General features: G+C 50.8%; 12 protein-coding genes. 4 read left to right on the top strand and 8 right to left on the bottom strand.

Annotated features, from left to right (window positions below; all coding sequences use genetic code 11):
- Positions 1-6: 6 nt before the first annotated feature.
- The 4 genes from pyrR to ABDW72_RS07315 form a co-directional block, all read right to left on the bottom strand.
- A complete protein-coding gene (pyrR, locus tag ABDW72_RS07300) occupies positions 7-555 on the bottom strand; it encodes a bifunctional pyr operon transcriptional regulator/uracil phosphoribosyltransferase PyrR (protein WP_347157849.1) in 549 nt (182 codons plus the stop codon).
- 207 nt (positions 556-762) lie between these two features.
- A complete protein-coding gene (locus ABDW72_RS07305; protein WP_347157850.1) occupies positions 763-2,241 on the bottom strand; it encodes a hypothetical protein in 1,479 nt (492 codons plus the stop codon).
- 116 nt (positions 2,242-2,357) lie between these two features.
- The gene (locus tag ABDW72_RS07310) at positions 2,358-2,762 is read right to left on the bottom strand and encodes an EVE domain-containing protein (RefSeq protein WP_347157851.1); all 405 of its coding nucleotides are present in this window, start codon (positions 2,760-2,762) and stop codon (positions 2,358-2,360) included.
- A gap of 176 nt (positions 2,763-2,938) precedes the next feature.
- Positions 2,939-3,346 carry a hypothetical protein gene (locus ABDW72_RS07315; RefSeq protein ID WP_347157853.1) on the bottom strand — a complete coding sequence of 136 codons (408 nt, stop codon included), beginning with the start codon at positions 3,344-3,346 and terminating at the stop codon, positions 2,939-2,941.
- A 137-nt stretch (positions 3,347-3,483) separates the two neighbouring features.
- On the opposite strand from ABDW72_RS07315, the gene polX reads away from it, so the two are divergent.
- Together polX and ABDW72_RS07325 are read left to right on the top strand one after the other, a co-directional pair.
- A complete protein-coding gene (gene polX, locus ABDW72_RS07320) occupies positions 3,484-5,187 on the top strand; it encodes a DNA polymerase/3'-5' exonuclease PolX (RefSeq protein WP_347157854.1) in 1,704 nt (567 codons plus the stop codon).
- Between the two features lie 66 nt (positions 5,188-5,253).
- Entirely contained in the window at positions 5,254-6,231 is a 978-nt protein-coding gene (locus ABDW72_RS07325) for a glycosyltransferase family 9 protein (protein WP_347157855.1), read from the top strand.
- Here the strand turns inward: ABDW72_RS07325 and ABDW72_RS07330 are convergent, their stop codons facing one another.
- Together ABDW72_RS07330 and ABDW72_RS07335 are read right to left on the bottom strand one after the other, a co-directional pair.
- Positions 6,232-7,971, bottom strand: a complete 1,740-nt coding sequence (locus ABDW72_RS07330; protein WP_347157856.1) for an IPT/TIG domain-containing protein — start codon at positions 7,969-7,971, stop codon at positions 6,232-6,234.
- Positions 7,968-9,077 (bottom strand): outer membrane beta-barrel protein, encoded by a 1,110-nt coding sequence (locus ABDW72_RS07335; protein WP_347157857.1) that lies wholly within the window; start codon positions 9,075-9,077, stop codon positions 7,968-7,970. The genes ABDW72_RS07330 and ABDW72_RS07335 overlap by 4 nt, the downstream gene beginning before the upstream one ends.
- A gap of 106 nt (positions 9,078-9,183) precedes the next feature.
- Between ABDW72_RS07335 and ABDW72_RS07340 the strand changes: the two genes are divergently transcribed.
- The gene (locus ABDW72_RS07340) at positions 9,184-9,585 is read left to right on the top strand and encodes a hypothetical protein (protein ID WP_347157858.1); all 402 of its coding nucleotides are present in this window, start codon (positions 9,184-9,186) and stop codon (positions 9,583-9,585) included.
- Positions 9,586-9,706: 121 nt separating this feature from the next.
- Here ABDW72_RS07340 and serS read toward each other — a convergent pair whose 3' ends face one another.
- Entirely contained in the window at positions 9,707-10,981 is a 1,275-nt protein-coding gene (gene serS, locus ABDW72_RS07345; protein WP_347157859.1) for a serine--tRNA ligase, read from the bottom strand.
- A 285-nt stretch (positions 10,982-11,266) separates the two neighbouring features.
- Here serS and rho point away from each other — a divergent pair, with 285 nt between their 5' ends.
- Entirely contained in the window at positions 11,267-13,096 is a 1,830-nt protein-coding gene (gene rho / locus ABDW72_RS07350; RefSeq protein WP_347157861.1) for a transcription termination factor Rho, read from the top strand.
- Positions 13,097-13,684: 588 nt separating this feature from the next.
- Here the strand turns inward: rho and ABDW72_RS07355 are convergent.
- Positions 13,685-14,158 (bottom strand): hypothetical protein, encoded by a 474-nt coding sequence (locus ABDW72_RS07355; protein WP_347157862.1) that lies wholly within the window; start codon positions 14,156-14,158, stop codon positions 13,685-13,687.
- Between the last annotated feature and the right edge of the window lie 30 nt (positions 14,159-14,188).

Raw genomic sequence — 14,188 nt, forward strand, 5'->3', positions numbered from 1 at the left:
GGCGGTTTATTCTTCAGTTTTGGTAATAAGCCAGATATTATCTTCCGTCGCTTGCTGCCCTTTCCACTCGACCAGCACCCGCTGGCTTTGCAACGAGTTTACCTGGCGGCCCACATAGGTAGCCTGTATGGGCAAGTGGCGGGTATACAAACGGTCTATCAGCACCAGCAACTCTACGCCGGCAGGCCGGCCATAGGCGATCATTGCGTCCATAGCAGCCCGCACGGAGCGGCCCGTATACAGCACATCATCAACCAGGATTACTTTTTTGCCCTCGATCAGGAAATCAATTCTGGTTGCATTGGCAGTAAGGGGCGAGTCGCGGCGGCGGAAATCATCGCGGTGAAAGGTGGTGTCCAGCAAGCCCGTGGGTACCTGTTTGCCAAGAATAGAGGCAAGGGTGGTTTGCAGGCGCTGTGCCACAAATTTGCCGCGAGGCTGCAGGCCCAGTATCACAGAATCAGAAAAGTCGCCATGGTTCTCAATGAGTTGGTGGCAAAGGCGCATCACCATAATATCGAGCAGTTGGTGGTTAACGATGAGTCTTTTCTGCATAAGCCGGAAGTATAACTGCAAATATAGACAGTTAAGTTTGATAGTTAAATTGCTGAAGGGCCGAATGTATAAATTGTTTACACGCTGGTAAGTATAAACACACCTGGAATTGACTTTGCTCCTCGTCGGCAGAGTAAAGCACTAGCAGCGATGATGTCAGCTGCTTCTTTGTTTTGAAGAGTAAGCGCTGCTGCACCAGTTACAACTTCAGAAACTGATCTTGTTGATGTAGAAGACGTTTCGTACTCCTTCGGGCGAGTTGATACGCTCAAAGCCAAATGCGGCAAAGTGGTTGCCATACCAGTACGTAATGCCCACCTCGCCGCTTTCCGTTATTTTGTCGGTTTTATTATAGGTAAGGATCTTGAGTTCCGTATCTTCGTCCTGGTAAGTATCTTCCTGCATAATCCGGTAAACGATCTTCTCCTCGTCGGGGTATGCCATCACGACACGTCCGTCAGGGCAGTAGCCGATCTCTACCGCATGGGTAAGCCGGGGCGTTACAATCTCCTGCAGCGGAAAGCTGTTGTCCCAAAGCAGTGTTCCGGCCTTATCAAACCCAACTGCTACCACCTGGGTATGTTTGTAGCCGTCAGGGCCGTTATGGTCGAAGCTAAGGGTGCGGTTGATGCTGGGATACGAATTGCTGTGAAACTGCGGGTAGTATACTTCGGCGGCCACTATATAACCGGTAGGCGTGGTAATCAGGTCGTGTAGCAGCATGCGGTAATGGTAGCCGGGCTCTTTGCCGGCTTTCAGCCGCGCGGCCTCCCGGCGACGGATGCGTTCCCGCCGCCGCGGCTTCATATACTTCAGGAAGTTATTTAGCTGCAGTACATTATAGAACTTTGGAGGGTCGTTGTCAGTAACAGCCGGGGTTGTAAAAAAGCCCTGAGCAAAGCGTATATCGCGGCTGCCATAAGTGCCTACCAGCAATTTGCTGGTGCTGTCGCCGGGCGTAACTTCGGCATTTAACAGGCTGTAGTTCTGATAAGGCAGCACAAAGCGGTTAACAATAAGTTCGCCCTCCGGGTCAAAGCTTTTTACCTGCAGCCGTGCGACACGCCCGTTCGATTCTGCGATCACCACATCCATGCGGTGATGCACCGGGTCGGCTAACAGATCAGAAAAGGTCGATTCATCGCCGTATACGGCAGGCAGCGGCTTTATTTCGTCTCGGGCAGGGTTCAGGTACAGCAGCAGCGGCCTTTCATCGTTCTTGCTCTTGCCAATGATAAAATAGCGGCCCTGCAGCACCGTAAACTCATAAATGGCATCCAGCATCTCTAGCTTGTAGTCTTTAGTGACTGTAGCGCCATTTAGCAGGTTTACGCGCACAATAGTATACGCCTGCGGATCAATGCCCCCAAAGATCAGGTAAGTATAAGGCGCTTCAGTGAATGAGCGGATGTAGTATTGTTCTGCTTTTAGTTCTGCGGTATTAGTCCAGCTTTGGTTGAGTTTCTGGTCATACTTAGAGAAGTGGAAAGTAGCTTTGGTCGCCCAGATGTTGCTGCTTTTGTGGTAGAGCAGCAGGCTGCTGTCAGGCACCGGGATTACCTCTACATAGGTTTCCTCTTCTTTAAAGGGTAGCTCCAGGCGCACAGATTGTTGGGGTTCCTGCGCCCACAGCGGCACCGAAACCATCAGGAGAAGCATTGAAAGCAGGTGGCGTACCTTAGCCATAAGCGGGTGTGTCGGTGCTAGAAAGTACTGGAATAGTATAAACGACAGCTAAAAGCTTGTACTCCTTTTAGCTGTCATTCGTTGTTATAGCGCCTGCTTTTTTCGCGCCGCTACTATTAATTGCCTAAGGCCAGCAGCACATCAAATTCTTCGCCGGTGAGTGGCATGACCGAAAGGCGCGACTGGCGCAGCAGCAAAATGTTTTCGAGGCGCTTGTCCTGCTTGATCTGCTCCAGGGTAACAGGCACTTTAAAGCCCCGGAAAGGCACCAGGTCTACCGCCATCCACTTCGGATCGTCGGCGCTAGGATCGGGGTAAGCGGCTTTGTCTACTTTAGCAATGCCCACCACGGCTTTTTCCGATACGCTGTGGTAAAACAGCACCAGGTCGCCGGGTTGCATCTGCTGCAAATTGTTGCGTGCCTGAAAATTGCGGACGCCATCCCAGCAGGCGTGGCCTTCTTTTACCAAGTCAGCCCAGGAGTATGTTTCAGGTTCGGATTTTACGAGCCAGTGTTGCATGTATATAAGTATAAGAGTAGTAAATAAATTCAGAAAACAGGTCGAACTGATAATTCTAAAGCGATGTCCGAACTTAAGACGCTTTTCTGCTCCCGCAGCTAAAAGTGGGAGAGTAACATCTTTCTTCAGGAGCTTTGTACTGCCGGCTCTACATCCGGGCTATACTTGCTAGAACGTTACTTGTCCTCCGCGTCGGGCTGCCGGATCACTTTCAGCACGTCCTTGTCTACCGAAACAATTTCCAGCGTATAGTCCTGCGGCAACACCGCGCTGTCTTTCATGTGTACCTCCACCTGGTTTTTCTCCTTGCGTTGCCAGGTTCCTTCGTGCTCCTCCAGCCCATCCGTAGGCGCAATTTCGTAGCGCTTGATTACCCCGCCGGGCTCCAGCGTAAAGCCTGTCCGGCCCCTGGAAGGTGGAAAATCGTAGGTGTTGGGGCGGTAAACGGTGGTGTCGCCGGCATCTTCTTCAAAGGAGTGCAGCCATGTTTTATCCATCAACGAGGCCTCCAGGGTATCATTTTTCTTACAGGTATTTGCCAGTAGCAGCAGGCACAAGACACAAAGCAGCGATGCGTGTTTCATAGTAGGTGGTTTGCCCGGAGGCTTTTTGCATGGCTAAGGTACGCAATTCCTGTTTTATATAGAAGAGACCGAATATGAAAGCCCGGCAGGCAGGGTTTACATGGTTTTCTTATCTTTGTAGTATACGATAGAACGCCTTGGAAAATAAGAACATTATAAAGCTGTTTAAGCTGACCGCTGAGCTGCTGGAGCTGCACGACGAGAACCCGTTCAAGGTGCGCTCCTACACCAATGCTGTGGCAGCATTAGAACTGGTAGAGGAGCCGTTGGCATATAAAAGTCAGGCAGACCTGGAGAGCATCAGCGGTGTAGGCAAAGGCATTGCTGCTAAAATTATCGATATCAACCAGACAGGCTCTTTCCCGGAGCTGGACCAGTTGTACGCGGCCACACCACCAGGCGTAGTGGAAATGCTCGGCATCAAAGGCATTGGCCCTAAAAAAGTGCGCCTTATCTGGAAAGACCTAGGCACCGAAACGCTGGAAGATCTGCTGGAGGCCTGCGAGCAGGACAAGCTGAGCAAGGTAAAAGGCTTTGGCGCCAAAACGCAGGAAAACATCAAGCAGGCGCTACTCTTTGCCCAGCAGAACCGCGGCAAGCTGTTGTATGCCGAGGCCGAACCTGCTGCCCGGGAGCTGCTGCAGCGGATAGAGGAGGTGCTGCCGGAGGCGCAGGTTGCCGTAACCGGCGAAGTGCGCCGCTACATAGAAATTGTGGAGAAGCTGCAGTTTGTAGTGGCGACAGATGCGCTGAGCGAGGTAGCTGAAAAGCTGAACCAAGTGGAGGTGCTGGTGCAGGACGCGAAAGCATCCGGTCCCATGGTGTGGCGCGGCCTGCATACGGTAAGCGATCTGCAGACAGAAATATACTTAACGCCAAGTGTCTGCTTCGGCAACGAACTGCTGCGGCGTTCTGCTTCGGAAGCGCACCTGACGCAGGTGTTTGCTGCTGGCAAAAGCCTGCAGGCAGTGCTGAAGGAGGAAAATCATGCCTCGGAAGAAGACGTGTATGCCGCTGCCGGGATGGCCTACGTGGTACCGGAACTGCGCGAAGGCGCGGGCGAACTGCAACTGGCGATGGAGAACAAGCTGCCGACTCTCCTGGAGCTATCCGACCTGCAAGGCATTCTGCACAACCACAGCACCTATTCTGACGGTGCTCATACATTAGAGCAGATGGCTACTGCCTGCCGCGACCTGGGCTACCAGTATCTCGGCATCTCCGACCACAGCAAAACGGCCTCCTATGCCGGTGGCTTGCGCGAAGGTGACGTGCTGCGCCAGCAAAAGGAAATTGATGAGCTAAATCAGAAGCTGGCTCCTTTCAAGATCTTTAAAGGCATCGAGTCGGATATTCTCGGCGACGGCTCCCTGGATTATACCCCAGACATCCTGGCTACCTTCGACTTTATCGTAGCTTCTATCCACAGTAACCTGAACATGGACGAACAGAAGGCCACCGAGCGGCTTTTGCGCGCCATCGAAAACCCATACACTACGATGCTGGGCCACCCCACCGGTCGCCTGCTGTTGCGCCGCGAGGGCTATCCTATCAACCATAAAATGATCATCGATGCCTGCGCGGCCAACAACGTCATCATCGAAATAAACGCCAATCCCTGGCGGTTAGACCTTGACTGGCGCTGGGTGCAGTATGCGCTAGAACAAGGTGTGATGCTAAGTATAAACCCCGACGCGCACCACACCAGCGGCTATGCCGACATGAAGTATGGCGTGCTGGTTGGCCGTAAAGGTGGCTTAACGAAAGAGATGACATTCAATACGAAATCGGTGGAAGAAGTAGAACGGTATTTCCGGGAGCGGAAGGAGAAGATAAAGTAGGTAAGTAAAGTATAAGTTGTTGTTGCTACAAGTTCAAACTTGCGGCAGAGTGCCTGAAAGTATAAAATGCCAAAGATCCTCATCCTTCGTTTTTCGTCTATCGGCGATATCGTGCTGACGACGCCGGTTATCCGCGGCATTAAGCAGCAGGTGCCGGGGGCGAAGGTGCACTATTGCACCAAAAAGGCCTTTCAGAGTATAGTCGCCAATAACCCGTACGTGGACAAAGTGCATGTGCTGGGTGAGAAGCTAAGCGATTTGGTGCAGCAACTGAAGGCGGAAAACTTTGATTACGTGGTAGACCTGCACAACAACCTGCGCACGCGCCTCATCAAAACCCGCTTAGGTAAGCCGAACAGGAGCTTCAACAAGCTCAACTATGAAAAATGGCTGATAGTGAATTTCAAGCTGAACCGCCTACCTGACGTGCACATCGTGCAACGGTACCTGGAAGCCGCGGCTGCCTTAGGTGTGCAGGACGATGGCCAGGGCCTGAACTACTTTATACCTGCCCAGGAGCAAGTGGACCTGCAAACACTGCCGGAACCATTCCAGCATAGCTACACCGCGTTCGCCATCGGTGCGCAACACTATACCAAACGTTTGCCTACGGAGCGCATCATCGCGTTGTGTGAGCGCCTGAACGGGCCGGTTATACTTTTAGGAGGCAAGGAGGATGCCGCCACCGGAGATGAAATTGCCGCCTACTTCAAAGAACGCACAACACAAAACGCGCAACACACAACCATCTACAACGCCTGTGGCAAGTATAGCCTCAACGGGTCTGCCTCGCTGGTGCGGCAGGCAGCGCAGGTGGTGAGCCATGATACCGGCCTGATGCATATTGCGGCGGCGTTCCAGAAAGAGATTATCAGCGTGTGGGGCAATACCATTCCAGAGTTTGGCATGTACCCTTTCCGGACCACCTATAAAGTGCTGGAAGTGGAGGGCCTCAGCTGCCGCCCCTGCTCTAAAATAGGCTACAGCAAGTGCCCCAAAGGCCACTTCAAGTGCATGCGCGACATCTCGTTTGAAGAACTATAACTAAGGTTTGTAAACGTAGAAATTATTGTTGCAGCTATTGGTAAGGGAGTTAGCGGTAAATAGCCCCAAGTACAGCGATGTACTGCTGGTAAAGCCTGAGAAGGAATGTGCCTGTGTATAATAGGCCGAGCAGTCCGGTACGTAAGCGGCTTTTTCCCAGGTGTGCGTGGTTGGTTGGTAATGGTATAGCGTTACCGGTCTTTGGTATGTCAGCAGGTAAGCATCGTCGTTGCCGATGGTGAAAGCCTGGCTGCTGCTTTGGTTGAAATAGCTGTCAGCCAGCCAGGAGTTGTTAGCGGGGTCATATTCCATTACGGCGCCGTTCATCAGAAAGTAAGCCTTCTCTTTGCGGGTAAATGCCTGCCCATAATTTCCTTTTCCTGGCGCATTACCTAAGCGCACAAATAATTGTGTGGCCGGATCATACTGCCACAGCATGTAGCTGTTTTCGCTGTTGGTTCCACCGGTAAAGTATATCTTGTCATTCAGCACAACACTGGCGGCATTCATTACCGCAAAGGTTGGTTCTGGGTTTTGCTGCCATTCTCTAGTGTTCAAGTCATACACCCATACACTACCAAAATAGTATTGGCCATTGGTGCCGCCGATCAGGTATGCTTTGTTGCCGACGCGCTGCCAGACGCCTCCAGTCCGTGGCTTACCGGGGTAGGCGCTTTCCACTTGCCAGGTGCCGGAGGCAATGGAGTAGCTGATAACGCGATCGAAGTCGAAAAAGTAGCCTTTGCCATTGTACTCAAAAGCAGATAGATTCGATGAGTGCAGGGCGAAGGTTAAGGCGCTGGCCTTCCCGAAATTAGAGTGCAGCGTGAAGGTAAAGGCAGATGCAGCTGCTTTCTGGCCCGCTCTTACCACCACAGGCGAAGCTTCATCAAACGCATCGGTGTTGTTATAGGGATAGGGGACTACGAGCTGAAGCTTGGTGTTGGAGCTCGAGAGTATGGAGAATCCGGCGGATCTTAAAGTGACATAGGTGCTCCCGGTACCATCCGTTAAATGGTTGCCGAATAATGTCACGGTGTCGCCGGGCATACCTTCATACCGGCTCATACTTGTAATTTCAGGGCCCCATAACTTAAATGGTTTTTTTGATTTGCTTTCTACCCCATTCAGTACCACCCGTAGCGGGTAGGAGCCAAACTCTCTGCCGTCGGGTATCTGGACAACGATTTTGTCGAAGTCTGCTGAGAGCACGTTCACCCTTATTGCACCGACGTATACAGCTATTTTATACTTGTCATTGGTGAAACTGGAGCCAGTAATGGTCACCTCCGTAGCGGCGGCCCCTTCCTGTGGCGAAAAATCGGTGATAACGGGCGTGCTGGAAATCAGGCTTATAGCTGTAACAGCAGGGCTGTATACTGTTTTACCATCTGCTGTAACAGCGTAGGCCCGGATCCTGTAGTTGGTACGCTTGATGAGGCCATCTTTCAGAACGGCATCTAACTCGCCGTTGGTTAAAGCAGTTTGCATCCGCAGCTCTGGCACTTTTTGATCTGCGTACGAAGAAACAAATCCGTAGGCAAAGCCATACTCCTGTATCTTGGCTGTGCCTGGCACCGAAACTTGCGCTTTTACGCGGATGCCGGTACTATCGGCAGTGGCATTCAGTATTTTCATGAACGGATAGTTACTTCCGTTCGGGAAGTCCTCTTCTTTGGCACAGCAGCACAGGCAAAGCAGGAACAGGTATAGGATGGAGCGGGTAAAGCTGGTTTTCATAAGTTGACGCTAACTGTAAGAGACTGGTTGCTGATGTTGAAGTTTCTGCCATGGATCGCGCTGTGGTTCAGGCCAAGCGACAGGTAATGTTGCGGCAGGTAAAAAAAGCTGAGGCCTACACCAGCCTCATACCCGAACATTGCCTTAGACGTGACGGGCAGACCGGCAATAGGCGAGGTCCAGACGTTATCTCCCTCTTCTATACTTTCCAAACCTTCACTTTCGCTTTTCAGGAGATAGATGGCGCTTGGGCCTGCCTGTACAAACAAACGAAACGTCTTAGAACTGCTGAGGGTGTACTGTGGCATTAAAGAAAGGCGGGCAAAGTCCAGGTCCAGTTTAATGTCGTAGCGAGCCTTAGGCAGTTGCTTTGTCTCGTTAAAGCGCATTTTGCCATAGCTCGCCTGCGCCTGAAGCGCCAGATTTCTGACAGACCAGAGCGGCAGGTTAACAAAACCGCCAATGCTGATATTGGGCGAGGCAGTCTCCAGCGGGTCGGCAAATGCCGGTTGCTGCGTATTGCTTTGGGTATGCAGCGTAGCAATGTTGAAACTGGTGAACAAGCCCCTGCTGTAAAACGGAATAGCTGGCTGCTTAGCTGCCTGTTTATACCTGCCAAAATAACGCAGGGAGTTACGTTTCAGCTGGAACAAATGCAGCTGCGGGTACCACTTCTCGGAGGAGTTGGTGAGGGATTGCAGGTAAGAGAGCAGATCTTTTTGGTATATTTGTTCAGGGGCTTTCGTATGCTTAAAGAAAGCCTGGTCGCGCTCCAGGTACAGAAATGCACTGTCGCCGATTACTTCGACAAACAGGCGTTGCGGCTTCCCATCCTGCACGATGGTTTTTGCGGCATACGTTGTGCTGTCCAGAAAGCCGAAGCCAGTGAGTTCCTCTACCGTATAGGTGCGGGGCGTGCCATCGCGCATGAAGCTGAATTTTACTTCCTGTGGCTCCTGGGTATTAAAATGGATGTATCCCTGAGTATAAACGCTTTCTCCTTTAATGATATAGCCTTTCGATTGGCCGAAGCCCTGCTGAAAGGCAAGCAGGCTTAGCACGAAGCAGAGGAAAAGCGCGGCAGTTTGTTTTCTGAGTAGTAGCACAACAGCAATATTTATTTATTAAAAGCTAGCAATATTAATATAAATAGCTGAAAATAATATTTAGCGCCTGAGATTTTTATTATCAACCAACCAAAATAAATGAACCATGCCCAAGTATAACTTAACCTGGCAGGAGACCGATGCACAACTATTAGAAGCGATATTGCTGGCCACAGGTGGGGAAGGAGGAGTGCCTGTGCAGGAGGTATTGTTAATGGCTGATGCAGTGGACGGAACAGTACTTAGCTTGCAGGAACTGGAGCAGGGATTGGAAAAGCTGATGTCAATCGCTTACGTGAATGTTCAGAAAAATAAGCTGCTGCCCACCACATCCTTGCTGCAGGATTACAGGGAAATAGAAGGAACCCCGGACGAGCAAACAGCGCTGTTGCAGTTGCTGCAGACCAAAGCACTAAAGGCTGAAGAGATGGATGCCCCGAAGATCCTGATCAAGAAGTACAAACTTAAAAGCCAGTATGAAGCATACCAGGAGCAGTTTGGCGGCTAGAGATCAAGAAGAAGTTTTTTGTACTATATACAAAAGCCGCTGTCCACGAGCGGCTTTTGTATATAGTACAAGTATAAATAAAATGCGGCATCAGCTCGCGTAACGGGCTTGCAGCTGCAGATCAGGAAATCTTATCAAACCCGAGATAGGCGTGCAGTACTTGCGGCATGTTAATGCCATCTGGCGTCTGGTTGTTCTCCAGAATAGCCGCCACAATGCGCGGCAAGGCCAGCGCGCTGCCATTTAAAGTATGCAGCAGCTGCGTTTTACCCGATTCGGTTTTATACCGTAATTTCAGGCGGTTGGCCTGGTAGGTTTCAAAGTTAGAGGCCGAGCTTACTTCCAGCCAGCGGCTTTGGGCAGCAGAGTATACTTCCATGTCGTAGGTAAGGGCAGAAGTAAAGCTCATATCGCCGCCGCAGAGGCGCAGCACGCGGTAAGGCAGCTCCAGCTTCTGTAACAGCCCTTGTATGTAGCTGCTCATTTCTTCCAGCGCGGCATACGAGTTTTCCGGCAGCGCTACCTGTACAATTTCCACCTTATCAAACTGGTGCAGGCGGTTCAGGCCGCGCACATCGGCACCCCATGAGCCGGCTTCTCGCCGGAAGCAGGGCGTATGGCCGGTGTTTTTGATCGGCAGCTGCTCGGCTGGCACAATCACGTCGCGGTACATGTTGGTAATCGGTACTTCCGCCGTCGGAATAAGGTATAAATTATCCTCCGTGGCATGGTACATCTGGCCCTCCTTGTCGGGGAGCTGGCCTGTGCCGTAGCCGGATGCTTCATTCACCAGCACCGGCGGCTGCACCTCCATGTACCCTGCCTTGATAGCCTCATCCAGGAAAAAATTGATGAGGGCGCGCTGCAAGCGAGCTCCCTGCTTTTTATAGACAGGGAAACCGGCTCCTGTTATTTTATTCCCCAGCTCAAAGTCGATGATGTCATACTTCTGGATCAGCTCCCAGTGTGGCAGTGCGCCTGCGTGCAGCGCTGGAATATCACCATGCTGCAGAACTATTTCGTTATCTTCCGCTGTTCTACCTGCAGGTACGCTTTCGTGCGGCAGGTTAGGCAATTTATAAAGCGCCTGCTGTAGCTCGGCCTCGATAGCAGAAAGTTGTTCTGCCAGGGCTTTTGTCTGTTGCTTCAGGTCCGACGTTTCTGACTTATACGCTTCGGCTTTTTCTTTCTCCCCGTTCTTCATCAGCACGCCTATTTCTTTCGAGATGTTATTGGCCTTGCTTTGAAGTTCATCATGCTCGTTTTGCACCTGCCGGCGCTGCTGATCGAGCTGCAGCAAAGCGGCTATTTCATCGGCCGCATTCTTGTAGTTTTTTTTGGTCAAACCAGCTATTACCCGGTCGGTTTGCTCTCTTAAAACGGTTAGCTGTAGCATAAATAAGTGTTTGTAGAGCTGCAAAAATATACTTTTTTGAGTAGTAAGCGGCATTTGCGAAATCTTTTAAGTAAATCGTGAAACTTTTTTTATCAAAAGCCCCGTAATATTTGTTAATTAAGAGGCATTACAATAACATTGCAGTACAATCGGAGATGGCGCTTTTCCTAAGCCTCACGTAACTCTATCGCAACCTATTCTTTTTCCTGATTAGAAAACAAAGTCTCTCGCTGCGTCCGCACACCGCGTACTTGGCAAGTTAAGTTAACTACCATAATTTTTTTTATGTACAATATTGAAGAATTGAAAGATCGACTTCTTTCAGAACTTAAGGAAATTGCTGAAGACCTGGGTGTTAAAAATTTCAAAAAACTGAGCAAGCAGGATTTGATCTACAAAATACTAGACCAGCAAGCCATAACCTCTCCTGAAAAAATAACCAAAAAGTTCAAGTCTCCTGCCCCAACTGCCGAACCTACCAATATAGAAGAACAAGAAAGTGCAAGTCCTGTAGCTGTGGAAGCAGCGCCGGCGCCAGCACCTGTTGCTGCACCTGCCCGCAAAAGGGTGCGCGAGCATGCTGTGCGCAGCGAAGTAGCTACTGAAACCCTGGTGGAGACACCCCCTTTAAAGGACCACGGCCCCCAGGACCAGCAGACAAGAGAGCGGGAGCCCCGCCGCGAAAGCCGCAACAACACACGTGAGCAGAATAACGACAGCCGTGGGGAGCGCAACAACACCGAACGAACTGACACGCGCGAGAGCCGCCAGGAGCGTTCTGATAACCGGGATAACCGCGCTGAACGTACCACAGAGCGTGAACCGCGTGAGTATAATAACAACAGCAGCAATAACAATAATAACAGCAATAGCAATCGTGGCGATAACAACAACCGCAACGATAGCAGAAACGACTCGCGCAACGAAAATAACCGCAGCGATAACAACCAACGCCGTACGAACCAGCAGGTAAACGTCAGTAGTAGTAATTTCAAAGAGTTTGACGGAATAATCCTAAACGAAGGTGTGTTGGAGCTGATGCAGGACGGCTATGGCTTCCTGCGTTCTACGCATTACAACTACCTGGCTTCTCCGGATGATATCTATGTATCGCCTTCGCAGATCAAGCTGTTCGGTTTGAAGACTGGTGATACCGTAAAAGGCCAGATCCGTCCGCCAAAAGAAGGCGAGAAATATTTTGCCCTGTTAAAGGTAGAGACGGTAAACGGACGCACGACCGAGGAGATCCGCGACCGCATTCCGTTCCAGCACCTGACACCTCTGTTCCCGGAAGAGCGCTTGAAACTGACCACTCGGCCAAGCCAACTCTCAACCCGTATTCTGGACCTGTTTGCCCCAATTGGTAAAGGCCAGCGTGGTATGATTGTGGCACAGCCAAAAACTGGTAAAACCGTGTTGTTGAAAGAGATCGCTAACGCCATCTCCGAAAATCACCCCGAAGTATACCTGATGATCCTGCTCATCGATGAGCGCCCGGAAGAAGTAACCGATATGGCCCGCAGCGTAAAAGCAGAGGTGATCGCCTCTACCTTTGATGAAACAGCTGACCGCCACGTGAAGGTATCTAGCATTGTGCTGGACAAAGCCAAGCGTATGGTGGAGTGCGGCCACGATGTGGTGATCCTGCTGGACTCTATCACACGTTTGGCCCGAGCTTATAACACCGTGGTGCCGTCGTCTGGTAAGATCCTGTCGGGGGGTGTGGATGCGAACGCGTTGCACAAGCCGAAGCGCTTCTTTGGTGCGGCCCGTAATGTGGAGAACGGTGGCTCGCTCACCATCATCGCCACTGCCCTGATCGACACTGGTTCTAAAATGGATGAGGTGATCTTCGAAGAATTTAAAGGTACCGGTAACATGGAACTGCAGTTGGATCGTAAACTGGCAAACCGCCGCACGTACCCAGCTATCGACGTACCAGCATCCGGCACACGCCGCGAGGACCTGCTGATGGACCGGGACGAACTGAACCGTATCTGGATCCTGCGCAAGTTTATGTCGGATATGAATTCGATCGAAGCCATGGAGTTCCTGAAAGACAAAATGACGGGCACCAAGAGCAACGAGGAGTTTCTTATCTCGATGAATGGTTAAGAAGTAGCTTTTGTATAAAGTATAAAAGGAGCCTGTTGGATGTTAAGTCAAGCAGGCTCTTTTATTTTATATTACCTTGTTACTTTGAGCCTTTGTTAACAAGGCTTATTTATACTTTTTTTCGGTTATACTTATTAGCGAGTATAACTTTTCCCTTCTGCTAAACTTAGTAGCAGTGCTCAATACTTTATCGGGCAGGCTATACTTGTTAGCTACCGTTCATCCGCAGTTTTATATTTGTCTTGTTTCATGTTTAGCTTTGGTGCGCTCTAAGCCCACGAGGGCACGTCCTGGGGGTGCAGGGGCCTCCGATAAGGGCATCGCGCGGTGGCGTGAACCAGCGCTGGCGCGCTGCCTTGCAGGCACCGGAACCCGCCAAGGCGCTCCACCCAAGGACTGTAAGCTTTCCAATAGCTGCTGTTTATACTGTAGCTCAAGTATAAGCTTGTGTTCTGGCGCGAAGGGATAAGTCAGTTCCACGAGCGAAGCCTCTGCTATACCACTTCTCCTTCTCTCACCTTCAGCCAAATTCCCATCTTGAGGAGGGTAGGAAGGCGTTAAATCGTTAACCAATACAGTTGAAAATACTTATTGCCAGAAGGTATAATCCGGCTCTGAGAGCAGATAATATGCATAGAAAGTGATAAACGCGAATACAAGATGCGCAAAAACGAGCGTGATCAGGTAGGTTTTTAACTTAATGAGAGGCGGTTTTGGATGTACCAGGAACAATGTATACCAGGCGAACATCCCCACAACTCCATTGGCTACGCCGAATAGCAGCGACCAGGATGCCGAAACCAGCCCTACACCGGAATCCCATAAGGCTAAATACACCACGGCGAAGAACGCGCCAATGCTGTAGTGTGCGATTGTACCGATTACTTTCGTGCTGAAAGCATCGGAAAGTGCGCCGTCCGGTTGCGTCCGGAAGAGGAGCATGGTGCCCAATACTTTGATTACTTTCATCACCCGGTGCGTGGCGTAGGAGAGGAGGTACAGGAAAGCTGTCATGGCGGCAGTGCCGGCGATGCCAGCCAGCAGAACGTGCAGAAATTTCATAGGTAAGTATATCGTTTAACCTGTATACGC

Origin of the sequence: Pontibacter chitinilyticus, assembly GCF_039748935.1 — a bacterium.
GTDB classification, from domain to species: domain Bacteria; phylum Bacteroidota; class Bacteroidia; order Cytophagales; family Hymenobacteraceae; genus Pontibacter; species Pontibacter chitinilyticus.